The organism is Streptomyces sp. NPDC059201, from assembly GCF_042754585.1.
GTDB lineage: Bacteria > Actinomycetota > Actinomycetes > Streptomycetales > Streptomycetaceae > Streptomyces.
In genome coordinates this window covers 16468-40210 of the sequence record NZ_JBHZBB010000009.1, presented here as the reverse complement: position 1 = coordinate 40210, position 23743 = coordinate 16468, and the positions used below count along the sequence as shown (strand labels likewise).

The 23743-nt window shown below is 72.0% G+C and carries 24 protein-coding genes; 12 read left to right on the top strand and 12 right to left on the bottom strand.

Annotation, left to right across the window (positions count from 1 at the left end):
• Nucleotides 1-2 precede the first annotated feature (2 nt).
• The 3 genes from ACFXMG_RS26525 to hemL form a co-directional block, all read right to left on the bottom strand.
• Nucleotides 3-1259, bottom strand: coding sequence for a hypothetical protein (locus tag ACFXMG_RS26525; protein WP_383817153.1), 1257 nt, complete (start codon nt 1257-1259; stop codon nt 3-5).
• Between the two features lie 214 nt (nt 1260-1473).
• Nucleotides 1474-2169 (bottom strand): histidine phosphatase family protein, encoded by a 696-nt coding sequence (locus ACFXMG_RS26520; RefSeq protein ID WP_383817150.1) that lies wholly within the window; start codon nt 2167-2169, stop codon nt 1474-1476.
• The gene (gene hemL / locus ACFXMG_RS26515) at nt 2166-3581 is read right to left on the bottom strand and encodes a glutamate-1-semialdehyde 2,1-aminomutase (protein ID WP_383817385.1); all 1416 of its coding nucleotides are present in this window, start codon (nt 3579-3581) and stop codon (nt 2166-2168) included. The genes ACFXMG_RS26520 and hemL overlap by 4 nt, the downstream gene beginning before the upstream one ends.
• Before the next feature lie 159 nt (nt 3582-3740).
• Between hemL and ACFXMG_RS26510 the strand changes: the two genes are divergently transcribed.
• Entirely contained in the window at nt 3741-4340 is a 600-nt protein-coding gene (locus ACFXMG_RS26510) for a hypothetical protein (protein WP_383817147.1), read from the top strand.
• A 140-nt stretch (nt 4341-4480) separates the two neighbouring features.
• On the top strand, nt 4481-4906 hold the full coding sequence (locus tag ACFXMG_RS26505) for a MerR family transcriptional regulator (RefSeq protein WP_383817382.1): 426 nt from the start codon (nt 4481-4483) through the stop codon (nt 4904-4906).
• 66 nt (nt 4907-4972) lie between these two features.
• Here the strand turns inward: ACFXMG_RS26505 and ACFXMG_RS26500 are convergent, their stop codons facing one another.
• Complete coding sequence (locus ACFXMG_RS26500; protein WP_383817145.1) at nt 4973-5839, bottom strand: ABC transporter substrate-binding protein; 867 nt, start codon at nt 5837-5839, stop codon at nt 4973-4975.
• 267 nt (nt 5840-6106) lie between these two features.
• Between ACFXMG_RS26500 and ACFXMG_RS26495 the strand changes: the two genes are divergently transcribed.
• On the top strand, nt 6107-6349 hold the full coding sequence (locus tag ACFXMG_RS26495; protein WP_383817142.1) for a hypothetical protein: 243 nt from the start codon (nt 6107-6109) through the stop codon (nt 6347-6349).
• Between the two features lie 55 nt (nt 6350-6404).
• On the opposite strand, the gene ACFXMG_RS26490 is transcribed toward ACFXMG_RS26495, so the two are convergent.
• Nucleotides 6405-7061, bottom strand: a complete 657-nt coding sequence (locus ACFXMG_RS26490) for a TIGR03086 family metal-binding protein (protein WP_383817139.1) — start codon at nt 7059-7061, stop codon at nt 6405-6407.
• A 147-nt stretch (nt 7062-7208) separates the two neighbouring features.
• Between ACFXMG_RS26490 and ACFXMG_RS26485 the strand changes: the two genes are divergently transcribed.
• Together ACFXMG_RS26485 and ACFXMG_RS26480 are read left to right on the top strand one after the other, a co-directional pair.
• Nucleotides 7209-8093: a DUF6597 domain-containing transcriptional factor gene (locus ACFXMG_RS26485; RefSeq protein WP_383817136.1), complete on the top strand. Its 885-nt coding sequence runs from the start codon at nt 7209-7211 to the stop codon at nt 8091-8093.
• A 14-nt stretch (nt 8094-8107) separates the two neighbouring features.
• Nucleotides 8108-8755, top strand: coding sequence for a GNAT family N-acetyltransferase (locus ACFXMG_RS26480; protein ID WP_383817133.1), 648 nt, complete (start codon nt 8108-8110; stop codon nt 8753-8755).
• Here ACFXMG_RS26480 and ACFXMG_RS26475 read toward each other — a convergent pair.
• Nucleotides 8739-9179, bottom strand: coding sequence for a GNAT family N-acetyltransferase (locus tag ACFXMG_RS26475; protein ID WP_383817130.1), 441 nt, complete (start codon nt 9177-9179; stop codon nt 8739-8741). The two genes, ACFXMG_RS26480 and ACFXMG_RS26475, sit on opposite strands and share 17 nt — an antisense overlap.
• A 111-nt stretch (nt 9180-9290) precedes the next feature.
• On the opposite strand from ACFXMG_RS26475, the gene ACFXMG_RS26470 reads away from it, so the two are divergent.
• Nucleotides 9291-10025, top strand: a complete 735-nt coding sequence (locus ACFXMG_RS26470) for a Mut7-C RNAse domain-containing protein (protein WP_383817127.1) — start codon at nt 9291-9293, stop codon at nt 10023-10025.
• Between the two features lie 98 nt (nt 10026-10123).
• Here the strand turns inward: ACFXMG_RS26470 and ACFXMG_RS26465 are convergent, their stop codons facing one another.
• Nucleotides 10124-10630, bottom strand: a complete 507-nt coding sequence (locus ACFXMG_RS26465) for a hypothetical protein (RefSeq protein ID WP_383817124.1) — start codon at nt 10628-10630, stop codon at nt 10124-10126.
• A gap of 139 nt (nt 10631-10769) precedes the next feature.
• Between ACFXMG_RS26465 and ACFXMG_RS26460 the strand changes: the two genes are divergently transcribed.
• A complete protein-coding gene (locus ACFXMG_RS26460) occupies nt 10770-11525 on the top strand; it encodes an SDR family NAD(P)-dependent oxidoreductase (RefSeq protein WP_383817121.1) in 756 nt (251 codons plus the stop codon).
• A 101-nt stretch (nt 11526-11626) separates the two neighbouring features.
• On the opposite strand, the gene ACFXMG_RS26455 is transcribed toward ACFXMG_RS26460, so the two are convergent.
• Nucleotides 11627-12820 (bottom strand): RtcB family protein, encoded by a 1194-nt coding sequence (locus tag ACFXMG_RS26455; RefSeq protein ID WP_383817118.1) that lies wholly within the window; start codon nt 12818-12820, stop codon nt 11627-11629.
• 174 nt (nt 12821-12994) lie between these two features.
• Here ACFXMG_RS26455 and ACFXMG_RS26450 point away from each other — a divergent pair, with 174 nt between their 5' ends.
• The 3 genes from ACFXMG_RS26450 (at nt 12995) to ACFXMG_RS26440 (ending at nt 16482) form a co-directional block, all read left to right on the top strand.
• The gene (locus ACFXMG_RS26450; protein ID WP_383817116.1) at nt 12995-14014 is read left to right on the top strand and encodes a DUF3558 domain-containing protein; all 1020 of its coding nucleotides are present in this window, start codon (nt 12995-12997) and stop codon (nt 14012-14014) included.
• 122 nt (nt 14015-14136) lie between these two features.
• Complete coding sequence (locus ACFXMG_RS26445; RefSeq protein ID WP_383817113.1) at nt 14137-14874, top strand: DUF3558 domain-containing protein; 738 nt, start codon at nt 14137-14139, stop codon at nt 14872-14874.
• Nucleotides 14875-15060: 186 nt separating this feature from the next.
• Nucleotides 15061-16482 (top strand): DUF2637 domain-containing protein, encoded by a 1422-nt coding sequence (locus tag ACFXMG_RS26440; protein WP_383817110.1) that lies wholly within the window; start codon nt 15061-15063, stop codon nt 16480-16482.
• A 77-nt stretch (nt 16483-16559) separates the two neighbouring features.
• Here the strand turns inward: ACFXMG_RS26440 and lysS are convergent, their stop codons facing one another.
• Entirely contained in the window at nt 16560-18281 is a 1722-nt protein-coding gene (gene lysS, locus ACFXMG_RS26435) for a lysine--tRNA ligase (protein ID WP_383817107.1), read from the bottom strand.
• A 248-nt stretch (nt 18282-18529) separates the two neighbouring features.
• Between lysS and argS the strand changes: the two genes are divergently transcribed.
• A complete protein-coding gene (argS, locus tag ACFXMG_RS26430) occupies nt 18530-20293 on the top strand; it encodes an arginine--tRNA ligase (protein ID WP_383817104.1) in 1764 nt (587 codons plus the stop codon).
• Nucleotides 20294-20311: 18 nt separating this feature from the next.
• Here the strand turns inward: argS and ACFXMG_RS26425 are convergent, their stop codons facing one another.
• Nucleotides 20312-21394, bottom strand: a complete 1083-nt coding sequence (locus tag ACFXMG_RS26425; RefSeq protein WP_383817102.1) for a helix-turn-helix domain-containing protein — start codon at nt 21392-21394, stop codon at nt 20312-20314.
• 272 nt (nt 21395-21666) lie between these two features.
• On the opposite strand from ACFXMG_RS26425, the gene ACFXMG_RS26420 reads away from it, so the two are divergent.
• Nucleotides 21667-22362, top strand: a complete 696-nt coding sequence (locus tag ACFXMG_RS26420) for a DUF4232 domain-containing protein (protein ID WP_383817100.1) — start codon at nt 21667-21669, stop codon at nt 22360-22362.
• A gap of 32 nt (nt 22363-22394) precedes the next feature.
• Here the strand turns inward: ACFXMG_RS26420 and ACFXMG_RS26415 are convergent, their stop codons facing one another.
• Both ACFXMG_RS26415 and hemB read right to left on the bottom strand, forming a co-directional pair.
• Nucleotides 22395-22667, bottom strand: a complete 273-nt coding sequence (locus tag ACFXMG_RS26415; protein WP_383817379.1) for a DUF1876 domain-containing protein — start codon at nt 22665-22667, stop codon at nt 22395-22397.
• Between the two features lie 62 nt (nt 22668-22729).
• Complete coding sequence (gene hemB, locus ACFXMG_RS26410; RefSeq protein ID WP_383817097.1) at nt 22730-23734, bottom strand: porphobilinogen synthase; 1005 nt, start codon at nt 23732-23734, stop codon at nt 22730-22732.
• Nucleotides 23735-23743: the final 9 nt, after the last annotated feature.

The following is a 23743-nucleotide window of genomic DNA, read 5'->3' as shown; positions in this document are numbered from 1 at the left end:
GCCTAAGCGGCTTTGAGATAGCCGGCCCAGCCGCCGGCCGGCTTCTGGCCGACGTCGAGCCCGCGGAGACGGTCGAGGATACGGGGGTCCTGGACGTCCATCCAGTCCGTGAACTGGCGGAACGACACGAGCCGGACGTCCTTCTTCCCGGCCATCGCCTTGAGCGCGTCCTCGACGGCGTCCATGTAGATGCCGCCGTTCCACTGCTCGAAGTGGTTGCCGACGAAGAAGGGCGCGCGGTTCGACTCGTACGCGCGCGTGAAGCCGCCGATCAGCGCGTCGGTGGCCTGCTTGCGCCAGCCGGGATAGCGGGAGGGCATGCCCTTGGTCGAGTTCTTCGACTGGTTGGCGAGCATGTTGTAGTCCATGGACAGGACCTCGAAGGAGTGCCCGGGGAAGGGCACGGCCTGGAGCGGGAAGTCCCAGATCCCCTTGCGCTTGACGGGCCAGGTCTGGCGGCCGCCGGGCGAGCTGGCGTCGTAGCGCCAGCCGAGGCGCTTGGCGGTGGGCAGCAGGTTGTCCTGGCCGAGGAGGCAGGGGGTACGGCCGCCGACGAGCTCCTTGGAGTAGTCGAAGGGCAGCGGATCGAGGTCGGTCCAGCCGCTGTTGGTCTTCCACTCGGTGACGAACTTCACGGCCTGGTCGATCTCGCTCTGCCACTGGGCCGGGGTCCAGTTGCCGACCGAGCCGGAGCCGCCGCAGAAGTGCCCGTTGAAGTGGGTGCCGATCTCGTGCCCGTCGAGCCACGCCTGGCGGACGTGCTTCAGGGTGTCCTTGATGTGCTCGTCGGTGAGGTAGCCGATGTCGGAGGCGCCGACGCGGTTGTTCGGCGGCCGGTAGAGGTTCTTCTTGGACTCGGGCAGGAGGTAGATGCCGGAGAGGAAGAACGTCATGGCCGCGTCGTGGTTGCGGGCCAGTTCGAGGAAGCGCGGGAAGAGGCCGTTGCCGACCTCGCCGGCGCCGTCCCAGGAGAAGACCACGAACTGCGGCGGGGTCTGGCCCGGTTCGAGCGGGACGGGGGTGTCGGGCTGGTGCGGCTGCTTGCCGGTGTCGGCGGTGGAACCGTCGCCGATGAGCCGGACGTCGTCCTTGGTCGGAGCCGGGGTGGTGGGCTCGGTGCCGGTGGAGGGAGCGCCTCCCTTGTCGGGCCCGGAACTGCCCTGGTCGCCCTGCCCCTTGTCGCTGCACCCGGCGATCCCGAGCGCCGCCGCCGCTCCGACACCCGCCCCGAGAAGGCCCCTTCGACTGATCCCGCGCATGTCATCCCCATTCGCGCTCTTGTTATGACCCGAAACGTCATCCAAACCGACAATGAGTGAGATGCGGGGAGGAACACGGAGGTTCCGGTCACTCGCACAAAAATTTCAGGGCGGCCGGAAGAACCGCCTCCGACCGCCCTGACGATGTCCCGTCAAGCGCCCCTTGTCCAGTGGGCGCGTGCGACGGGCCGGGGCCGTACCCCGGGCCCGGGGGCTACGCCCCGAACGCCTTCTGCTTGCCCTTCACCGGCTTGGCGCCGGCCCGCAGGTGCACCGGCACCAGATCGATCGCCGGCTCGCTGTATCCGACCGAGACGATCTTGTCGCCCTTGTACGTGAACGAGGTCAGCGAGGCCAGCGTGCACTGGCGCCGCCGCGGGTCGTGCCACAGCCGGCGCCGCTCCACGAAGGACCGGACGATCCAGATCGGCAGCTGGTGGCTGACCAGCACCGCCTCGTGCCCGCGCGCCGCGTCCTTCGCCGCGTCCAGCGCCCCCATCATCCGTACGACCTGCTCGATGTACGGCTCGCCCCAGGACGGCTGGAACGGGTTGGTGAGGTGCTTCCAGTTCGCCGGGCGGCGCAGCGCCCCGTCGCCGACGCCGAAGGTCTTGCCCTCGAAGACGTTCGCCGCCTCGATCAGCCGCTCGTCGGTGGCCAGGTCCACGCCGTGCGACTTGGCGATCGGGGTGGCCGTCTCCTGCGCCCGCTCCAGCGGGGAGGCGACGACGTGGGTGACGTCCCGCTCGGCCAGCGCCTCGGCCACCCGGTCGGCCATCTTCCGGCCCAGCTCGGACAGGTGGTAGCCGGCCCGGCGCCCGTAGAGCACGCCGTCCGGGTTGTGCACCTCGCCGTGGCGCATGAGGTGGACGACGGTGATGTCCTGGTCGCCCCTCACGTCCCCGCTCATGCGGTGGCCTCCGCGGCGGCGCGGGCGGCGGCCGGCAGCGCGGCGGCGATCCGCTCGACGGCGCGCTCGTCGTGCGAGGCGGACACGAACCACGACTCGAAGGCCGACGGCGGCAGGTAGACCCCGTCCGCCAGCATCGAGTGGAAGAAGGCGTTGAAGCGGAAGGCTTCCTGCGTCTTCGCCTCGTCGTAGTTCCGCACCTCGTCGGCGGTGAAGAAGACCGAGAACATGTTGGACGCGGTCTGGAGCCGGTGCGCCACGCCCTCCTTGGCGAGCGCGCCGCTGACCAGCCCCTGGATCTCCTTCGAGACCGCGTTCACCTTCTCGTACGCGGCGTCGTCGAGCAGCCGTAGCTGCGCGAGCCCGGCGGCGGTGGCGATCGGGTTACCGGAGAGGGTGCCCGCCTGGTAGACCGGGCCGGCCGGGGCGAGGTGGCCCATGACGTCGGCACGGCCGCCGAAGGCCGCGGCCGGGAAGCCGCCGCCCATGACCTTGCCGAAGGTCAGCAGGTCGGCCTTGACGCCGTCCACGCCGTACCAGCCCGCGCGGCTGGTACGGAAACCGGTCATGACCTCGTCGGAGATGTACAGCGCGCCGTTCTCCCGGCACAGGTCCGCGAGCCCCTGGTTGAAGCCCGGCATCGGCGGGACGACGCCCATGTTGCCCGGCGACGCCTCGGTGATCACACAGGCGATCTCGCCCGGGTGCGCGGCGAACGCGGCCCGCACGGCCTCCAGGTCGTTGTACGGCAGCACGATCGTGTCGCCCGCCTGCGCGCCGGTCACGCCGGGCGTGTCGGGCAGCCCGAGGGTGGCGACCCCGGAGCCGGCGGCGGCCAGCAGCGCGTCCACGTGCCCGTGGTAGCAGCCGGCGAACTTGACGACCTTGGCGCGACCGGTGAACCCGCGGGCCAGCCGGATCGCGGACATCGTCGCCTCGGTGCCGGAGGAGACGAGGCGCACCTGCTCGACCGGCTCGATCCGGGCCACGATCTCCTCGGCGAGCGCGACCTCGCCCTCACCGGGCGTGCCGAAGGAGGTGCCGCGGGCCACCGCGGCCTGCACGGCGGCGGTCACCTCGGGGTGGGCGTGGCCGAGAATCATCGGCCCCCAGGAGCAGACGAGGTCGACGTACTCGCGACCATCCGCATCCGTGAGGTACGGACCGGTACCGGACACCATGAACCGGGGCGTACCGCCCACGGCCCGGAAGGCCCGCACCGGTGAGTTCACGCCGCCGGGCGTCACAAGGGAAGCGCGGTCGAAAAGCGTCTGTGAGACTGGGGCTTCGTATGAATACGACACAGTGATCCTGACCTGCGAGTACGACGTCTGGTACGGAGGGACGGTGTGGGCACCCTGTGCATCACGCCGGGGAAGCCTGCCTCCGCGTCTGCGAAACTGTGGCGGCAGGGACCTCATGGGGTTGGCTCACGCGATCCATGGTGTCAGAGGCCGCGGCGATTCTTGCGGACAGGTGTTTCACCGCAGGAACGCGGGGGAGGTCACTGACACGATGATCGGGTTGCGCGGCGGGGTCGTGTTGCCGAGAAAAAGCAGTCGGGTGGAGATATGCATCGCGGTGGCGGACCGGGCGAGGGGACGGACGACCTGGGTCCGGAGCCTGTCCGGCGGGGGAGGCACCGGCGGCGACGGGCCGAGGATCCGTCCGCGCCGGACAATCGCGCGTCCCCCGAGCAGCCCCCGGCGGATCCGCCCCTCGGGAGCCGCAGCTTGGCGGTGACCTACAAGTACTTCGGCGCGCCCGACGGCGCCACGGCGGCCCGCGTCCCGATCTCGATGCGCCCGGAGGAGCTGGGCGGCGACGAGCTCGGCATGGGCGGCATGTTCTCCAAGATCAAGCCCGAGACGATAGCGGCGATGGTCCTCACCGGCATCCAGGGCCTGCCGCTGCACAAGGTCCCCCCGCTGGAACTGGTCGTCCTCCACCCCGACTACGCGGTGGTGAAGCTCCCCACGACCGTGGTCGACCCGCTGCGCGCGATCGGCGAGGAGTCGGTCGGCGCCGCCGCCTTCATCTGGTCCACCGTGCCCGACCGGGGCGGCCCGCGCGACGCCTTCGACGTCTACCAGCTGCTCCACGAGTGGCAGGACTTCTCCGTCCGCCTCCACGAGGCCGGCCACCAGCCGTACTGCCTGGTCTGGCCCTGACGGCTGGCTCTCTCCGCGTTTCCGAACGTCATAGCGCATGAAATTAGGACGAATCGGATGTAATGCATGGAGGTTGGTTCACAGAGGCGCCGTACGAGGAGGACCCTGTCGTGACCGGAGTACGAACGTCAGCGACCCGCATGCCCGGAGCCCGCGCCGCCACCGGCGAGCCCATGCAGATCTCCGAGGTCGCCGCCCGCACCGAACTCCCCCTGCGCACCATCCGGCAGTACGAGGACTGCGGCCTCGTCGTGCCCTCGGCCGCCTCGCCGGGCGGCTTCCCGCTCTACACGGACGCCGACGTGTCCCGGCTGATGGTGATCCGCCGCATGCAGCCCCTCGGCTTCGGCCTCGACGAGACCCGCGAGCTCCTCACCTCGGTCGACCTCCTCGCCGCCGACCTCCCCGGCACGGACGGCGAGCTCGAACCGGCCGAACGCGAGATCCTGCTCACCCGCGTCCGCCGGTACGAGGAGGCCGCCGCCGCCCGCGTCGCCGACCTCCGCCTCCAACTCACCCGAGCCGAGGAATTCGCCACCTCCCTCCGCTCCCGCCTCACGATCTGAGGCACCCGCGCCGGGGCGTGGCGGGGTTCAGGACTGAGACGGGGGGCTCCGCCCGGGCCTGGGCGGTCAGCCGGGCAGGGCTTCGTCCAGGGCCTCGGCCAGGGCGTGGAACAAGCGGGCGTAGGCGGCCGGGCTCGGGGGGATCTCGGGGTTCCACGGCACCAGCCGCGCACCGGCCGGCAGTCGCTCCGGGCCTTCGGGCAGGCTCGCGTGGGCCCTGCTGTCGTACAGGACCAGCGCCGGGGCGAGGTCGACGGCCCGCTCCCAGCCGGTGGTCAGCCAGTTCGCGCCGGGCCCCGGCCCCGGGTCGAGCAGCCGGACCCCCAGCTCGGCGAGGCGCGCCAGCTCCGGCCACGCCTCAGGACGCGCCAGGTGCACCTGCTCGGCACCGCCGCCGGAGAGCGCCAGCACCCCGCGCCCGGCCCCGGCCGCCCCGGCCGCCGCCCGCACCGCCTCCTCCGCCTCCGCCGGCACCCCGGCGCCCGGCCCCCGCTCCGGCGCCCCGAGCGCCGCCCCCAGCTCCCCGAACCGTCCGATGATCGCGGCCAGACTCAGCTCGTTGCCGACCGAGAGCGCCACCACCGGCACCCCCAGCCGCCCCACCAGCTCCTGGTCCACGGCGTACGGGCTCTTCCCGTCGTACGTGACATCCACCACCAGCTCCGGCCGCAACTCCCGCAGCCGCTCCTCGTCCAGCGCCCGCCCCGGCCCCAGGTAGGCGACCCCGGCCGCCGCCAACCCGCCGTCCTTCGCCGGGTCCGGCTCCGCCCCGTCGTGCCCGGAGCCGTACACCGCGACCGGCGTCACCCCCAGATCGAGCAGGGCGGCCCCCGCCCGCACGTAGGCGAGCACCCGCACCGGTCTCGCCGGCGCCTCCAGCTCCACCCCTCTGTCGTCCGTGAAACCCCATCCGTGCGCACCCGTTCCGGACATGTGGCTGCTCCCTCCCCGGCCGGAATCTGCCTCCGCCGCCACCTTCGAACGGTTCCCCGTCCGGCACAAGAGGGCCTCCCGGTCCGCGCCGCCCGCCCCTCGCCGTCCGGGACTTTGGTCCCGGACCCCCCTGCCGAAAGTCCCCCACGGTGGTGTTAACTGAACGGGTCGGGAGGAAGCAGTAGGAATCGTCTGTGCCGCCGTGCCCGCCCGCCCCCTGCCGGTGCGTGCGCCGTGCACCGGCCCTTGCGCCCTGGAGTGAACGTCATGTCCGTGCCCGGCCAGTTCTCCGACCCCCGTGTCCTCACCCTCTTCGCCGTGCTCGCGGTCGCGACGGGCGTGTGGCTCGCGACGGGCCTGCGCGCCCGCGCCCGCCGTATCCGCTCCCTCACGCCGATGGACCGCGTCTGGCACCCGCAGGAGTCGGTGCCGCTGACCCCGGCGGAGGAGCTCGCCTTCGGCCAGGTCGTCTCCCGGCTCTCCCTCACCTCCACCGGCCGCCTGCGCTGACGCCCGGCCCCACCGGACGGCGCCCCTTACCCCCCGGCCCTTCTCCCTGGCTCTGTCAGGCCGCCGTCGGCCAGGCGCGCGGGTCCCGGCCCGTCGTCGCGAGCAGCCGCTCGAAGGCGCTCGCCCCCGCCGGAAGCTCGACCGCGTCCCCGAAGACGTTCATCTTCCGGGCCATCGGCGCCATCTGCTCCACCTCGTCCGCCAGCCCGGCCACCACCTCCGGAGCGGGCTCGAACGCCCGGCCGGTCGCCCGTGCCAGGTCCCAGGCGTGCACGGTGAGGTCGAGCAGCACCATCACCCCGACCGTCCGGGCCGGCAGCCCCATCGCCCCCGAGGTCCCCTCCTCGGCCCCCGGCGCCGCCCACGCCTCCACCAGCTTCCCGGTCTCCGCCGCGAAGCCCTCCCGCCAACCGGGCCCCGCGAGCCGGTCCGGGGTCTCGGAGAAGTCGGGCACCTCCTTCGCCGCCAGCGCCTGGAAGTTCACGACGACCGAGAACAGGTGGTTGAGCAGCTCGCGGACGTCGTACTCGGCGCAGGGCGTGGGCACGCCGAGCGCGTCGTCCTCCGTGCCCGCGATCAGGGGCACGGCCCGGTCGGCCGCGGCGCGGAGCAGATCGCTGATGCGGGATTCCCTATTCTCGAGATCAAGGTGCGTGTCGTCGATGCGAGCGTGAGTGCCGTCGGTGCCGGTGTGCGTGTCGTCGTACGTCATGGCTCCGACGCTAGAAGAACTCCCCGGCCCGGTCTTGAAGAAACGCGCCACGACCCCCGACCGGTCCCGGATCCCGGCCCCTAGGGGCAGCCCGGGCCAAAGGTCGTCCGGCTGCCCGGAAGCGTCCCGGTGCCTAGGATCGGAGCCATGGCCGACCCCGCCCCTCGCCGGGACACCCGGGGGATCGTCGCCCCCGCCGAGCTGCTGTCCCGGGTCCGCTTCCGCCGGCACGTCCCGGCGCCCGAGCTGCGCCCGTATCTGGAGCACTACTGGCTGATCGACTGGGCGCTGCCGGAGCCGTACGTCACCCATGTCGTCCCACACCCGTCGGTGAACGTCGTCTTCCAGCGGTACGGCCCGCTCGGCGCCCCCTCCCGCCTCGCCCGCCCTGCGGGCGAGGTCTCCGGGATCGGGCTGGGGCTCTTCACCAAGCGGCTGGAGGGCGAGGGGCGGGTCTGCGGGGCGCAGTTCCGGCCCGGCGGCTTCCGCCCCTTCGCCCCCGCGTGGCCGGTCTCGGCCTGGACCGGCCGCCGGGTCCCGCTGCACGACGCCTTCCCGGACGCGGAGGCACGGCCCGGCGGGGGTCTCGCTGGCGGGACCACCGGCCCCGCCGTCCTGTCGGCCGTCCTCTCCCCCGACGACGACCACGCGCGCGTGGCGGCGCTGGACGCCTTCCTCCTCGCCCACGGGCCGGTCCCGGACCCCGCCGCCGACCAGGCGATGGAGCTGGTGGAGCTGGTCCGCGTCGACCGCACGGTCCGGCGGGTGGCCCGGCTCGCCCGCCTGTCGGGGCTCTCGGCCCGCTCCCTCCAGCGGCTCTTCGCCTCCCACGTCGGCGTCGGGCCGAAGTGGGTCATCCTCCGCTACCGCCTGCACGAGGCGCTGGAGCGGGCCGAGGCGGGCGCCGCCCCGGACTGGGCGGGCCTGGCGGCCGAGCTCGGCTACAGCGACCAGGCCCACCTCGTCCGGGACTTCACCGCGACCGTCGGCCTCTCCCCGACCGCGTACGCCCGGGGACTGTCGGTGCCGTGACATACGGTGCGCGCATGAGCGAGCAGCCCGACAGCACCACGGCGACCACCGTGTCCGCCGTGTCCGCCCAGACCGCCCAGACCGCCCAGACCGCCCAGACCGCCCAGACCGCCCAGACCACCGTGTCCGCCGAGTCCGCCACGGCGTCCGTCCGTCTCGAAGCCTGGTCCGAGGAGGACGCCGGACTGCTGCGGGCGCTGAACGCGCCCCAGCTGATGGAGCACCTGGGCGGACCGGAGACCGAGGAGCAGCTGGACCGCCGCCACCGGCGGTACGTGGATCTGAGCGCCGACACCACGGGCGCGGGTCGGATGTTCCGGATCGTGCTGCTCCCGGAGGAGCGGATCGCGGGCAGCATCGGCTTCTGGGCGAGCGCGTGGCACGGCGAGCCGGTGTACGAGACGGGCTGGACGGTCCTGCCGGGCTTCCAGGGCCGCGGCGTCGCGACCCTGGCCACGCGCGCGGTGGCGGAGCGGGCCCGGGCCGCGGGCCTCCACCGCCACCTCCACGCCTTCCCGTCGGTGGAGAACGCCGCGTCGAACGCGGTGTGCCGCAAGGCGGGGTTCGAGCTGCTCGGGGAGCAGGACTTCGAGTACCCGCCGGGTCGCCAGACGCGCTGCAACGACTGGCGGCTCGACCTGTCGGCTACCGGGGATCGGTGAGCGGCCGGATGAAGTGGAAGGCGGCGATGTCGAAGCGCTCGCGCAGGTAGAAGCGGTGGGCGCCGGTGCGGTGGGTGCCGGAGTCGAGGTTGAGCTCGTGGCAGCCGGCCGCGCGGGCGTGGTCCTCCAGGTGGGCGATGAGCGCGTGGCCGACGCCGGTGGAGCGGACGGAGGAGGCGGTCACCAGGTCGTCGACGTACAGCTTGCTGAGCGAGCTGGTGTTGAAGACGAGCCGCCAGCCGGCCGCTCCGACGCACCGGCCGTCGTCGCCGTAGGCGGCCGAGAAGCGCAGGCCCTGCGCGTGGCCGCGCGCGTACACCTCCTCGAAGAGGGCGGGGGTGAGGTGCGGGCGGAGCTCGACGAGGACCGGCAGGAGGTCGCTCTCCAGACGGGGGTCGCCGGGCTCGAGGTCGATGATCTTCATGCGGAGACGGTAGCCCAGCCAGGCACCGGGACCGCCGGGTGGTCCGCCCGCAGCGCGCCGGGACCGGGAAATGCCTGGCCCGCCGTCCCGGCCCGGTGCGATCCTGTCCCCGTGAACGGACCGGAGATCCAGATCAGTTTCGCCCCCGGCCTCGCCGTCTTCGTCGCCGCCGAGCGGCGCTCGGGGCGCACGGCCGTGGCCACCGACGGCGTCTCCTCGCTGGGGCACGTCGTGGAATCGCTCGGCGTCCCGCTGACCGAGGCGGGACGGCTCCTGGTCGACGGCCGCCCGGTGGCCCCCGCGCACGTGCCGTCCGCCGGCGAGACCGTCGAGGTCGAGGACGTCGTCCGCCCGCAGCCGGTGCCCGGCGCGCCCCTCCGGTTCCTGCTCGACGTGCACCTGGGCACCCTGGCCCGGCGCCTGCGGCTGCTGGGCGTCGACGCCGCGTACGAGAACGAGGACATCGGCGACCCGGCGCTCGCCACGCTCTCCGCCCGGGAGCGGCGGGTCATGCTCTCCCGCGACCGCGGGCTGCTGCGCCGCCGCGAGCTGTGGGCCGGCGCGTACGTGTACAGCGACCGGCCCGACGACCAGCTCCGCGACGTCCTGGAGCGCTTCGCGCCGCCGCTGGCGCCCTGGACCCGCTGCACCGCCTGCAACGGCCTCCTCACGGACACCGGCAAGGAAGAGGTGCGCGAGCGCCTGGAGCGGGGCACCGAGAAGACGTACGACGTCTTCGCGCGCTGCGAGGAGTGCGAGCGGGTCTACTGGCGGGGCGCGCACCACGCCCGCCTGGAGGCGATCGTCGACGAGGCGGTACGCGAGTTCGGCGCCGCAGCCTCGTAGGGCCCGGGCCCAGGCGGCAGCCGGAGCACGTAACGGACGAGCGCGCCATGCCGAGGATCTGAGAGGCGACGAGCCCGGCCCAGGCCGGAACCGCGCCCTCAGAAGACGTACGGGTCCCCTGTCGCGAGCACCAGCACGCGGTGTCGGTCGTTGAGGGAGTTCCGGTCGACGCCGCCGGCCCGCCAGGCCGTGCTCACGTCCACCGTCAGCTCCTGCGGCCGCCCGAGGGTCTTCAGGTCCAGCGCCAGCTCACCCGCCGCGCCGCCGCCCGGCAGGGCGCCCGTCCGGCAGGACACCACCTGGGCGCTGCTCCACAGACAGCCCGGCGGCAGCTCCTGGCCGCCCGCCATGGGCGCGGAGAAGGCCAGCCGGACGGTGGCGTCCGCCACGTCGGACGGGCCGTGGTTCTCCGACACCAGCCACACCCCGACCCGTCCGTCCCACAGGGACACATGGCCGTGATGGGCCAGATCCACCTCGGCCCCGACCGCCTCGCCGGCCACCTCGCCCGTCGCGTCGCCGACCGCCCCGGCGGCCGTCCCGGCACCCAGCACCACGAGCGCCGCGAGCGCGGCCCCCAGCACACCCTCAGACATCACACGCATAAGCCAAAAATACCCAGATAACATCCCACTTTCTGACAATCCGTCAGCCCGCGTGTCCTCCACGCCACCGCGCGGTCGCCGAACCGCCGCCTATCCTGGCCACCAGATCGACCGACCACCTGTGCGAGGAGCCTCCGCCATGTCCGCCCCCATCGCCGTCATCACCGGAGCGAGCAGCGGCATCGGCGCCGCCACGGCCCGGCAGCTGGCCGCCGCCGGCTACCGCGTGGTCCTCACCGCCCGCCGCAAGGACCGCATCGAGGCCCTCGCCGCCGAGATCACCGAGGCCGGGCACCAGGCCACCGCGTACGCCCTCGACGTCACCGACCGCGCCGCCGTCGACGAGTTCGCGACCGCCTTCCGCACCCTCGCCGTCCTCGTCAACAACGCCGGTGGCGCCCTCGGCCTGGACCCCGTCGCCACCGGCGACCCCGAGGACTGGCGCCGCATGTACGACGTCAACGTCCTCGGCACCCTCCACATGACCCAGGCACTCCTGCCCGCGCTCACCGCGAGCGGCGACGGCACGGTCGTCGTCCTCTCCTCCACCGCCGGCCACTCCACCTACGAGGGCGGCGCGGGCTACGTCGCCGCCAAGAACGGTGCCCGCGTCCTCGCCGAGACCCTCCGCCTGGAGATCGTCGGCACCCCGGTCCGCGTCATCGAGATCGCCCCCGGCCTGGTCAAGACCGAGGAGTTCGCCACCACCCGCTTCCGCGGCGACACCGACCGCGCCGCCAAGGTCTACGACGGCGTGGCCGCCCCCCTCACCGCCGACGACGTCGCCGACACCATCACCTGGGCCTGCACCCGCCCCCCGCACGTCAACATCGACCTCCTGGTGGTCCGCCCCCGAGCCCAGGCATCCAACACCAAGCTCCACCGCGAGCCGTGACCACGACCTGTGGCCCCCGGCGGAAGCCGGGGGCCACAGGGTCCACGCGAGCGTCAGCCGTGCACGGCCTCAGCCCCTCACAGCCTCAGCCCTTCACAGCCTCAGCCCTTCACACAGATGACCTGCTTGAGCTTGGCGACGACCTCGACGAGGTCCGTCTGCCGCTCGATGACCTTCTCGATCGGCTTGTACGCGCCCGGGATCTCGTCCACGACGCCGGAGTCCTTGCGGCACTCCACGCCCCGCGTCTGCTCCTCCAGGTCACGCGTCGAGAAGCGCCGCTTCGCCGCGCTCCGGCTCATCTTCCGGCCCGCGCCGTGCGAGGCCGAGTTGAACGACGCCTCGTTCCCCAGACCCTTCACGATGTACGAGCCCGTGCCCATCGAGCCGGGGATGATCCCGAACTCCCCGGAGCCGGCCCGGATCGCGCCCTTACGGGTCACGAGCAGGTCCATCCCCTCGTACCGCTCCTCCGCCACGTAGTTGTGGTGGCAGGAGATCACCGGATCGAAGGACACCTTCGCCTTACGGAACTCCCTGCGGACGACCTCCTGGAAGAGCGCCATCATGATCGCGCGGTTGTACTTCGCGTACTCCTGCGCCCAGAAGAGGTCGTGCCGGTAGGCCGCCATCTGCGGGGTCTCCGCGACGAAGACCGCGAGGTCCCGGTCGACGAGGCCCTGGTTGTGCGGCAGCTTCTGCGCCACGCCGATGTGGTGCTCGGCGAGCTCCTTGCCGATGTTCCGCGAGCCCGAGTGCAGCATGAGCCACACCGAACCCGACGTGTCGATGCAGACCTCGACGAAGTGGTTGCCCGCGCCGAGCGTCCCCATCTGCAACGCCGCCCGGTCCCGCCGGAACTTCACCGCGTCCGCCACGCCGTCGAAGCGCGACCAGAAGTCGTTCCAGCCCGAGGTCGGGAACTGGTAGAGCCGCTTCGGGTCGACCTCTTCCCGGTGCATGCCGCGGCCGACCGGGATGGCCTGCTCGATCTTCGAGCGGAGGCGGGAGAGGTCGGCGGGGAGGTCGCCGGCCATGAGGGAGGTCTTCACCGCGGACATGCCACAGCCGATGTCCACGCCGACCGCCGCCGGACACACCGCGTCCTTCATGGCGATCACCGAGCCGACCGTCGCGCCCTTGCCGTAATGCACGTCCGGCATGACCGCGAGGCCCTTGATCCACGGAAGCGTCGCCACGTTCCGCAGCTGCTGCATCGCGCCGCCCTCCACCGTGGAAGGATCGGCCCACATCCGGATGGGCACCTGCGCACCCGGTACCTCTACGTACGACATACTCCCTCGATTCCCCCGAAAAGTCTGATAACGCAAAAACCGGAGCCAAAGCCCCTACAGGTGACGGCGGACCGGCATCAACGGCTGTGCGTGCGATAGACATTGTGTCCATCCGCCTTCAGGAGGCGGCAAACAGTTTTCGGGAAAGACTTCGGGAGAAGGGAGCCTGGGACGGTGCAGCGAAAGAGGTACTCACCCGGCCGCGTCCCCGGCACTCTCCTCGGCCTCGGCGCCGGTCTCGCCGTCGCGGTCGGCGCCCTGACCGGCTGCTCGGCCGCCGACCCCGCCGAGGACATCGCCATCGACGCGAAGGCGGGCGCGGCCGCCGTGCCCGTCGCGCCCCCCGGCCGCTACCGCACCCTCTTCGAGCCCTGCGGCGCCGTCCCCCAGGCCACCCTGCGCGACCTGCTCCCCGGCACCGCGGCCATGACCGACCCCGATCGGGCCAAGGCCCTCCGCGGCACGGTCGCCGTCACGTACGACACCGACCGCCGCGTCGGCTGCTCCTGGAACGCGGACACCGAGGACGGCGCGCACCGGCTGGTGCTCGACGTGGAGCGGGTGGTCTCGTACGACCCGACGGTGAGCGACGCCGCGCGGGCGCAGGAGGTCTACACCCGCAAGCAGCTCGCGGCCGGGATCGCCGTACCGGTGACACCGACGCCCACACCGACCACTCCTGCCACTCCCGCCACCCCTGCCACCCCCACGGGCCCGACCACCGCCCCCGCCACCTCCGGCACCGCCACGACGCCCTCACCGACCGGCACCACCACCGGCACAGGCGCCACCGGTACGCCCCCCGCCGACGCCGCGGCCGGCACCGCGGCCGGCACCGCCGCCTTCGCGGCCTCCGGCGCCCCGCCGTCGCCCACCGGCACCGGCACCGGCACACCCACCTCACCCACCCCGCCCACCTCACCCACCACACCCCCCGCGCCGACGACGACCGGGCTGGAGCCTCGGCTGCTGAGCGGACTCGGTGACATCGCCTTCGTCGGCGACACCCTCACGCCGACCGCCGGGGACGGTCACCAGCGGGTCGTGAGCGTGGTGTTCCGCACATCGAACGTCATCGTGACCGTCGAGTACCGGCAGCGCACGGCCGGCGCGGCGACGGCCCCAGACAGCAAGGAATTGCAGGACAGAGCGCAGAATCTGGCCAGGCTGCTGGCCGACCGGCTGGAGGAGTAGCCGCCCGCCCGGTCCCCCGCGAGGGCCCCGGGCGGCGGGGGGACCACGTAACGTGTCGGCGTACCCAGGGCCGCCAGGGCCGCCGACCGGCGCCGGCCGTACGACAAGCGACTGAAGGAACCATGCAGCGATCAGCTCCGCGACTCACCCGCATTCTCGCCGCCGCAGCCGTCCCGGTGATGCTCGTCGTCGCCGGCTGCTCCTCGGACTCGGGCAGCGGAAGCGGCGGAAGCGGAGCCGGTGAGCAGGGGAAGGCGCCCGTGAGCGCGTCGCCGACCCCCACCCCGACCCCGACGCCGACGGTCGCGCCGGCGAAGTTCGCGAAGCTGCCGCTGGCCTGCAAGGCGATCACGGCGAAGACGACCGCCTCCCTCGTGCCGAAGGCGAAGAGCGCGAAGGGGACGGCGGCGGCCTCCACGGACCTGTCCCACCGCGGCGGCTGCTCGTGGAACGGCCTGGAGGACAAGGGCGTGAAGGGCTCGCACTACCGCTGGCTCGACGTCTCGTTCTACCGGTACGACTCCGAGCTCTCCCTCGGCAGCGGCCAGGAGCGGGCCCAGGAGAACTTCGTGAAGGAGCTCGGGAAGATCCAGGCCACCACGGGTGCGAAGAAGATGAGCACCGTGGCGTCGGCGGGTATCGGCGACGAGGCGAAGACGGTGACGTACACCGTCAAGAAGACCGGCGAGGACTTCGTCTACGCGTCGGTCGTCGCGCGCACGGGCAATGTGCTGGTGCTGCTGTCGTACAACGGCGCCGGGTACGCGGGCGCGCCGGAGCCGTCGGTGAAGAAGATCGTCGAGGGCGCGACGAAGGCGGCGAAGGAAGCGGTCGTCGCGGTGGCCACCGCGAACAAGTAGGCGCGGGACGGGTCGTCGTACCCCTCTCCGGCATCGGTCAACCCCGTTCTGCCGCACGGGTAGTGACACAAATCAACACAGACAGGCATGCGCGAGCGGAGCCCGTCCCTCCCCAGGGGGCCGGGCTCCGCTCGCGTGTGCCACTCTGGGGCCCGCGAGACGTCGAATCACGGGAGGGGATCGCGGGTGGCCGCGATGGAGCTGACACGCACACACCGCATACTCATCGGCCTCGTCATCGGCGGCGCGGTGATCATCGCGGGGATCGGTTTCGCGGGTTCGTACGCGGCCGTGCGCGAGCTTGCCGTACTCAAGGGCTTCGGTACGTTCTCGTACTTCTTCCCGATCGGCATCGACGCGGGCATCTGTGTGCTGCTCGCGCTGGACCTGCTGCTGACGTGGCTGCGGATCCCGTTCCCGCTGCTGCGGCAGACGGCGTGGATCCTGACGGCGGCGACGATCGCGTTCAACGGCGCGGCCGCGTGGCCCGACCCGCTGGGCGTCGGCATGCACGCGGTCATCCCGGTGCTCTTCGTGGTCGCCGTCGAGGCGGCGCGGCACGCGGTGGGCCGGATCGCGGACATCACCGCCGACAAGCACATGGAGGGCGTGCGACTGACCCGCTGGCTGCTGTCGCCGGTGCCGACGTTCCGGCTGTGGCGGCGGATGAAGCTGTGGGAGCTGCGCTCGTACGACCAGGTGATCAAGCTGGAGCAGGAGCGGCTGATCTACCAGGCCCGGCTCCAGGCCCGTTTCGGGCGCGGCTGGCGGCGCAAGGCGCCCGTGGAGGCGCTGATGCCGCTGCGTCTCGCCCGGTACGGCGTCCCGCTCTCGGAGACGGCCCCGGCGGGCCTGGCGGCGGCGGGCGTGGAACCCGTCCTCCTCCCGCCGAGCCCGGTGCCGACCCCGATGCCGGCTCCGGTGCCGACTCCGGTCGCCGCCCTCCCGGCACAGGCCACGCAGCCGCAGCCGCAGCCCCAGCCGGTGGCGGTGGCCATGGCAGCCGCTCCGGCCCCCGCGCCCACTCCCGTACCGGCTCCGGCCCCGGTCCCGACTCCCGAGCAGCCCCAGCCGCAACCCCAGCCCCAGCGGACTCAGGAGCCTCCGCACCCGAACCACGAGAGCCCGTGGTTCGACGCTCCGCAGGTCACCCCGGAGGGGTACGAGGGCGCGTACACCGCACAGGCGGCGGAGCAGACCTCGGAGCAGGTCCTGGATCAGGCACAGGAGCAGATCGCGGAGAACGCTCCCGCGGACATCCCGGATATCCCGGATATCTCGAACATCCCCGAGGACATCCCCGGGAACACCCTTACGCCGGAGCCCGAGACGGCACGCCCGGAGCTGTTCGGGGTGCTCCAGCAGCCCGACCCGCTCCAGCCGCCCGACCCGCAGATGGAGGAGTTCCGGGAGATCGCCTACAAGGTGACGTACGGCTTCGTGCAGGAGTACGAGCGCTTCCCGACCCCGTTCGAGCTGGATCAGATGGTGGCGGAGGCGTACGGCTTCCAGCAGCTCCCGGCGCCCCAGTCCGACCTGCTCCAGCTGGTCACCCCGGAGGTGCAGAAGCGCGTCCAGGAGGAGATGCAGGAGTTCGACCCCTCCTGACCCGCCCGCACCACGCGCGTACGTCGAAGGGCCGCCCCCGTCCAACGGGAGCGGCCCTTCGGCGTACGTCGGTCAGCTCACGCGCCGAGCAGCTTGCGCACCCGGTCCGCGCCGACGGCGAGGAGCAGGGTGGGCAGACGGGGGCCCGTCTCGCGGCTCACGAGGAGCTTGTAGAGGAGGGCGAAGAAGGCGCGCTGGGCGACCTTCAGCTCCGGGGTGGGCTTGGCCTCGGGGGTGAGGCCGGCCATGACCTTCGGAACGCCGTAGACCAGGGTCGTCAGGCCGTCGAGGGACCAGTGGCTGTCCAGGCCCTCCAGGAGGCGGCGCAGGGACTCGCGGCCCTCGTCGTCCAGGGAGCCGAGGAGCTCGGTGTCGGGCTCCTCGCGGACGATGGTGCGCTGGTCGGCCGGGACCTGGGTGGTGATCCAGTTCTCGGCGCGGTCGAGGCGCGGCCGGACCTCGTCGAGCGAGGTGACCGGGGACTCCGGGTCCAGGTCGGTGAGGATCCGGAGGGTCTGCTCGTCGTGGCCGGCGGTGATGTCCGCGACGGACGCCAGCGTGCGGTACGGGAGCGGGCGCGGGGTGCGCGGAAGCTCGCCGGCCGCGGTGCGGGCGGCACGCGCGTGTGCTGCGGCGTCGGCGGGCAGGACGGTGCCGTCGGCGACCTTGGCCTCCAGCTTGTCCCACTCGTCGTAGAGCCGCTGGATCTCCTGGTCGAAGGCGATCTTGAAGGACTGGTTGGGCTTGCGGCGGGCGTAGAGCCAGCGGAGCAGCTGCGGCTCCATGATCTCCAGGGCGTCGGCCGCGGTGGGCACGCCGCCCTTCGAGGAGGACATCTTGGCCATGCCGCTGATGCCGACGAAGGCGTACATGGGGCCGATCGGCTGGACGCCGTCGAAGATCGTGACGATCTGGCCGCCGACCTGGAAGGACGAGCCGGGCGAGGAGTGGTCGACGCCGGAGGGCTCGAAGATGACGCCTTCGAAGGCCCAGCGCATGGGCCAGTCGACCTTCCACACCAGCTTGCCGCGGTTGAACTCGCTGAGCTTGACGGTCTCGGCGAAGCCGCAGGTCGAGCAGGTGTAGCTCAGCTCGGTGGTCTCGTCGTCGTAGGCGGTGACGGTGGTGAAGTCCTTCTCGCACTGCCCGCAGTAGGGCTTGTACGGGAAGTAACCGGTGCCGCCGCCGGAGCCGTCGTCCTCGCCGGCCGCGCCAGAGCCCTCGGCGGCCTCCAGCTCGGCCTCGTCGACCGGCTTCTGGGACTGCTTCTTGGGGGCCTTCTTCGTCCGGTACTGGTCGAGGATGGCGTCGATGTCGCCGCGGCGGCGCATGGCGTGCAGGATCTGCTCGCGGTAGACGCCGGCCGTGTACTGCTCGGTCTGGCTGATCGGGTCGTACTCGACGCCGAGCTCGGCCAGGGCCTCGACCATGGCGGCCTTGAAGTGCTCGGCCCAGTTGGCGTGGGGCGAGCCGGCGGGGGCGGGGACGGAGGTCAGGGGCTTGCCGATGTGCTCGGCCCAGGACTCGTCGATGCCCTCGATGCCGTTGGGCACCTTGCGGTAGCGGTCGTAGTCGTCCCACGAGATGAGGTGGCGGACGGTGTACCCGCGGCGGCGGATCTCGTCGGCGACCAGGTGCGGGGTCATGACCTCGCGGAGGTTGCCGAGGTGGATCGGGCCGGAGGGGGAGAGGCCGGAGGCGACGACGACCGGTTTGCCAGGCGCACGTCGCTCCGACTCGGTGATGACCTCGTCCGCGAAACGGGAGACCCAGTCGGTCTCGGTGCTGCTCTGAGCCACGGTCGGTACGTCCTTCTTTCCGGATCCTTGCGGGAATGCACACGAAGCCTTACGACAGCCATTGTCCCAGACGGAACCGGGCACTCCGAGGTTGTCCACAGGCAGGATTCTCCTCGGGCGCGACGCGGTGACGACGTGGGCACGGCTTGTCCACAGGCGGGGAAAACACGTTGCCCACCCATGGGACACTTGACAAGCGATATAGACCACCGGGACACCCGGACACGACACAACAGGAACGGAAGCTCATGGCCTCGGTCCCTTCCCTCGCTTCGACCGTGCAGCAGCGCCTCGCGGAAGGTCTCTCGGCAGCCCTGCCGGAGGCCGGTGCCGCCGACCCGCTGCTGCGACGAAGCGACCGGGCCGACTTCCAGGCCAACGGCATCCTGGCGCTGGCCAAGCGGTTCAAGGGCAATCCCCGTGAGCTGGCGACGAAGGTCGTCGAGGCGATCCCGGCGAACGACGTGCTGAAGGAGATCGAGGTCTCGGGCCCCGGCTTCCTCAACATCACGGTGTCGGACGCGGCGATCGTGGAGACCCTCGCGGCCCGAGCCGCCGACGCGCGCCTCGGCGTTCCGCTGAACGAGTCGGCGGGCACGACGGTCATCGACTACGCGCAGCCGAACGTGGCGAAGGAGATGCACGTCGGCCACCTCCGGTCGGCAGTGATCGGCGCGGCGATGGTGGAGATCCTGGAGTTCACGGGCGAGAGCGTGGTCCGCAGGCACCACATCGGCGACTGGGGCACCCAGTTCGGCATGCTCATCCAGTACCTGATCGAGCACCCGCACGAGCTGGACCACAAGGCCGAGGGCGTGGAGGTCTCCGGCGAGGAGGCCATGTCGAACCTGAACCGGCTCTACAAGGCGTCCCGGGTGCTCTTCGACTCGGACGAGGAGTTCAAGACCCGGGCACGCGCCCGCGTGGTGGACCTCCAGGCCGGGGACGAGCAGACCCTCGCCCTGTGGCAGCGGTTCGTGGACGAGTCGAAGATCTACTTCTACTCGGTCTTCGAGAAGCTCGACATGGACATCCGCGACCCCGACATCGTCGGCGAGTCCGGCTACAACGACATGCTCCAGGAGACGTGCCGGATCCTGGAGGAGTCGGGCGTCGCGGTCCGCTCCGAGGGCGCGCTGTGCGTCTTCTTCGACGACATCAAGGGCCCGGACGGCAACCTGGTCCCGCTGATCGTCCAGAAGTCCGACGGCGGTTTCGGTTACGCGGCGACGGACCTGTCCGCCATCCGCGACCGGGTGGAGCACCTGAAGGCGTCGACGCTGCTGTACGTGGTGGACGCCCGCCAGTCGCTGCACTTCAAGATGGTCTTCGAGACGGCCCGCCGGGCCGGCTGGCTGAACGACGGCGTGAAGGCCGTCCAGCTGGCCTTCGGCACGGTCCTCGGCAAGGACGGCAAGCCGTTCAAGACGCGTGAGGGCGAGACGGTCCGGCTGGTGGACCTGCTGGACGAGGCGATCGACCGCGCCTCGGCCGTGGTCCGCGAGAAGGCCCAGGACCTCACCGAAGAGGAGATCACCGAGCGGGGTGCCCAGGTGGGCATCGGCGCGGTGAAGTACGCGGACCTGTCGACCTCGGCGGCCCGTGACTACAAGTTCGACCTGGACCAGATGGTCTCGCTCAATGGCGACACGTCCGTGTACCTCCAGTACGCGTACGCCCGTATCCAGTCGATCCTGCGGAAGGCCGGGGACGCGAAGCCGGCCGCCCACGCGGAGCTGGAGCTGGCGCCGTCGGAGCGGGCCCTCGGCCTGCACCTGGACGGCTTCGGCGAGGCGATCTCGGAGACCGCCTCGGAGTACGCGCCGCACAAGCTGGCCGCGTACCTCTACCAGGTGGCCTCGCTGTACACGACGTTCTACTCGGAGTGCCCCGTCCTCAAGGCGGACACCCCGGCGCAGGTGGAGAACCGCCTCTTCCTGTGCGCCCTGACGGCCCGCACGCTCCACCAGGGCATGGCCCTGCTCGGCATCCGGACGCCCGAGCGCCTCTGACGCCGCCGGGCGGGTGGGTCACTGTGCGACCCACTCGCCCTTGTCGGGCCAGTAGCCGTAGACCGTACGGCCCTCGATCGCGTGGGTGCGGAACGGCTGCCCGCCGTCGTCGATCCGTACGGTCCCCTTCCTGGCGCCGGTGCTCCACTCCAGCTCCAGGTACCAGGCGACGGCGTACTCCTCGGTGTGGACGTCGAGGTTGAGGACCTCCGCGTCGCCGGTGGCGACCTGGTACGGGAAGTCCTTCGCCGGCACGACCCGGTCCCCGTCCTGCCCGGCGACCGCCTTCACGTACGGCCGGGGCGCGTCGAGGTCGACGTCGAAGGTCTGCGGGGTGATCCCGCTGCCGCAGCCGTCGCCCATCGAGTACGCGGTCCGCTCCGGCGGACTGTCCCGCCCGACGACCCGGACGCGGAGCCGCGACAGCACGACCGGTTCCTGGGTGCGGCCGGTGACGGTGACCTGGAGCTGCATGTGCCCGCCGTCGATCCCGCCGAGCGCCCGGGCCCACCCCCGGGTGTCCTGCGGCGGGGGCGGGGGCGGCACGTGCTGCGGCTTCTGGTCGAGGACGTAGTACTGGCCGCAGGGTTCGGCCCAGTTGTACGAGCTGATGCCGGCGTTCAGCGGAGCGGGCGCCGCGACCGCGCCGGAGCCGCCCTTCCCTCCCCCGCCCGGCTCCCCGTCCCCGTTGCGCGCCACGAGGTAGGTGCCGGGCACGGCGAGCGCGACGACGGCCACGGCGGCGAGGACCCACTTGAACCGCCCTCGCCTGGGGGAGGGCGCGTCGCCGTCCCCCGTAACGACGAGGACAGGCTCAACGACAGGCTCCACCACGGACTCGACCGGCTCGGCGCTCCGGCCCCGGGTCTCGTCCGCGACGATCCAGGCGCGGTGGAGCTCGACGAGCTCCTCGCGCGAGGCGCCGCACAGCCGCCCGAGCCGTTCCACGGGGGCGAAGTCGGTCGGGACGGCGTCGCCGTTGCAGTACCGGTGGAGGGTGGAGGTGCTGACGTGGAGTCGCTTGGCCAGCGCCCCGTAACTCAGTCCCGACCGGTCCTTCAGCTCCCGTAGCCGCCCGGCGAGCCGGTCCCCCGTGTTCATCCGTCGCTCCCCCATCGCTGGCCGGCGTCCCAGGAACGCGTTCCGGGCGACGTACGTCTCCCCAGGTCACAGGGGGTGGAAGCGTTCCAGCGTCCCTCATTGTCCCGCGCCGATCGACAGCGGGTCACACCGGCTCGCAGCATGGAGTCATGCCGAACAGCCGCGTCACCGACGCCCTGGCACTGACGGTGCTGATCATCTGCACCGCGATCGTGATCACCCTGCTCGACGGCCGCTGATCAACCGACCGCACCACCCACGGGGGAACCACCATGCGCACAACCGTCCGACGCCTCGCCCTCCCCGCCGCAGCTCTCGCCGCGGCGCTCGCCCTCACCGCCTGCCAGCCGTCCGACCAGGACGCGGCGGCCCCGACCCCAGCCCCGACCCAGGACAAGCCGCAACAGTCCACCAGCGCACCGGCACCGGCACCGGCGACGACCACCACCACGACCACCCCGAAGAAGCCCGCACCCACCACTCACACCCCCACCCCGACCGCCCAGCCGACGACCAAGGCCCCCACCCCCACCCCCACGGCCCAGCCCACCGACGACGGCCCCGTGCGCCGCACCTGCACCGCGCAGGACGTGAAGGTCGTCGCGAGCAAGGTCAGCCGCCCGATCAACCACCTGGCGCTGACCGTCACGAACATCGGCGGCCGCCCCTGCGACGCCGTGGGCGCGCCCCTCGTCGGGTTCGACGACAGCCAGGCGCCGATCAGGGTCGTGGAGGAGAGCAAGCCGCAGGCCGTGGTGACGCTGGCGCCCGGCGAGTCGGCCTACGCGTCCCTGATCCTCACGGGAGAGCCGGGCGGGGACACCCACGGCATGACGATCCGCACGATCAAGGTCAACCTGACCGTGGACAGCATGGTGAAGCTGGCGGCGCCGGAGGGTACGTACGTGGACGACGGCGCCGCCGTCTCGTACTGGCAGCGCGAACTGGAGGACGCCCTCCAGTACTAGCCCGGCCGGCGGCCCAGCCTGTCTGCCAGCCGCTAGCGGTTGATCGGATACGACGTCCGCCCCGACGCCTCGTCGATCTCCGCGTGCGCCTTCTGGAGGAGCTGCGAGGCCAGGTCCATCAGGGCGCGGGCCCCGGCGATCTCCTCGCCGACCCGCAGCTGTTCCGGATCGGAGGGGTGACGGTGGGCGGAGCCGTGGGCCCGGAACTCGGAGCCGTCCGAGAGCCGGACCATGGCCGCCGCCCTCGTCCGGTCGCCCTCCTCCTGGAACTCCATGTCGACGTGCCATCCGACGAGCGTGTTCATCATGAGGACCACCTCCGGGGAGGTACCTGTCGGGTACCTCTCCAGAGTGCGCCGCCCGGCGGTCAGCGGCGAGCCGACCCGAGCTTCTGCGCGACCTCGGTGGCCCAGTAGGTGAGGATCATCTGCGCGCCGGCGCGGCGGATGCCGGTGAGGGTCTCCATGATCGCCTTGTCGCGGTCGATCCAGCCCTTCTCGGCGGCGGCCTCGACCATCGCGTACTCGCCGCTGATCTGGTACGCGGCGACGGGCACGTCCACGGACTCGGCGACCTTCGCGAGCACGTCCAGGTAGGGCCCGGCGGGCTTCACCATCACCATGTCCGCGCCCTCCTCCAGGTCCAGCGCCAGCTCGCGCATCGACTCGCGGAGGTTGGCCGGGTCCTGCTGGTAGGTCTTGCGGTCGCCCTGGAGGGACGAGCCGACGGCCTCGCGGAAGGGGCCGTAGAAGGCGGAGGAGTACTTCGCGGTGTACGCGAGGATCGCCACGTCCTCCTTGCCGATGGTGTCCAGCGCGTCGCGGATCACCCCGACCTGGCCGTCCATCATCCCGGAGGGCCCGACGACGTGGACGCCGGCGTCGGCCTGGACCTGCGCCATCTCGGCGTACCGCTCCAGGGTGGCGTCGTTGTCGACGCGCCCGTCCTCGGCGAGGACACCGCAGTGACCGTGATCGGTGTACTCGTCGAGGCAGAGGTCCGACATGATCACGAGCTCGTCGCCGACCTCGGCCCGCACGTCGCGGATGGCGACCTGGAGGATCCCGTCCGGGTCGGTCCCGGCCGTGCCGAGCCCGTCCTTCTTGGCCTCCTCGGGCACGCCGAAGAGCATGATCCCGGAGACTCCGGCCTCCACCGCCTCCACCGCGGCCTTCCGCAGGGTGTCGCGCGTGTGCTGGACGACACCGGGCATCGCCCCGATCGGCACGGGCTCGCTCACACCCTCGCGTACGAACGCGGGCAGGATCAGGTCGGCAGGGTCCAGGCGGGTCTCGGCCACCATCCGCCGCATGGCAGGCGTCGTCCGCAGCCGCCGCGGCCGCGCCCCCGGAAAGCTTCCATACGAGTTCATACGTGCGAG

Coding starts and splice junctions, on each gene's coding strand:
- ACFXMG_RS26525 (WP_383817153.1), bottom strand. CDS start 1,259: ATGCGCGGGATCAGTCGAAGGGGCCTTCTCGGGGCGGGTGTCGGAGCG.
- ACFXMG_RS26520 (WP_383817150.1), bottom strand. CDS start 2,169: ATGAGCGGGGACGTGAGGGGCGACCAGGACATCACCGTCGTCCACCTC.
- ACFXMG_RS26510 (WP_383817147.1), top strand. CDS start 3,741: ATGCATCGCGGTGGCGGACCGGGCGAGGGGACGGACGACCTGGGTCCG.
- ACFXMG_RS26505 (WP_383817382.1), top strand. CDS start 4,481: ATGCCCGGAGCCCGCGCCGCCACCGGCGAGCCCATGCAGATCTCCGAG.
- ACFXMG_RS26500 (WP_383817145.1), bottom strand. CDS start 5,839: ATGTCCGGAACGGGTGCGCACGGATGGGGTTTCACGGACGACAGAGGG.
- ACFXMG_RS26495 (WP_383817142.1), top strand. CDS start 6,107: ATGTCCGTGCCCGGCCAGTTCTCCGACCCCCGTGTCCTCACCCTCTTC.
- ACFXMG_RS26490 (WP_383817139.1), bottom strand. CDS start 7,061: ATGACGTACGACGACACGCACACCGGCACCGACGGCACTCACGCTCGC.
- ACFXMG_RS26485 (WP_383817136.1), top strand. CDS start 7,209: ATGGCCGACCCCGCCCCTCGCCGGGACACCCGGGGGATCGTCGCCCCC.
- ACFXMG_RS26480 (WP_383817133.1), top strand. CDS start 8,108: ATGAGCGAGCAGCCCGACAGCACCACGGCGACCACCGTGTCCGCCGTG.
- ACFXMG_RS26475 (WP_383817130.1), bottom strand. CDS start 9,179: ATGAAGATCATCGACCTCGAGCCCGGCGACCCCCGTCTGGAGAGCGAC.
- ACFXMG_RS26465 (WP_383817124.1), bottom strand. CDS start 10,630: ATGCGTGTGATGTCTGAGGGTGTGCTGGGGGCCGCGCTCGCGGCGCTC.
- ACFXMG_RS26460 (WP_383817121.1), top strand. CDS start 10,770: ATGTCCGCCCCCATCGCCGTCATCACCGGAGCGAGCAGCGGCATCGGC.
- ACFXMG_RS26455 (WP_383817118.1), bottom strand. CDS start 12,820: ATGTCGTACGTAGAGGTACCGGGTGCGCAGGTGCCCATCCGGATGTGG.
- ACFXMG_RS26445 (WP_383817113.1), top strand. CDS start 14,137: ATGCAGCGATCAGCTCCGCGACTCACCCGCATTCTCGCCGCCGCAGCC.
- argS (WP_383817104.1), top strand. CDS start 18,530: ATGGCCTCGGTCCCTTCCCTCGCTTCGACCGTGCAGCAGCGCCTCGCG.
- ACFXMG_RS26425 (WP_383817102.1), bottom strand. CDS start 21,394: ATGAACACGGGGGACCGGCTCGCCGGGCGGCTACGGGAGCTGAAGGAC.
- ACFXMG_RS26420 (WP_383817100.1), top strand. CDS start 21,667: ATGCGCACAACCGTCCGACGCCTCGCCCTCCCCGCCGCAGCTCTCGCC.
- ACFXMG_RS26415 (WP_383817379.1), bottom strand. CDS start 22,667: ATGAACACGCTCGTCGGATGGCACGTCGACATGGAGTTCCAGGAGGAG.
- hemB (WP_383817097.1), bottom strand. CDS start 23,734: ATGAACTCGTATGGAAGCTTTCCGGGGGCGCGGCCGCGGCGGCTGCGG.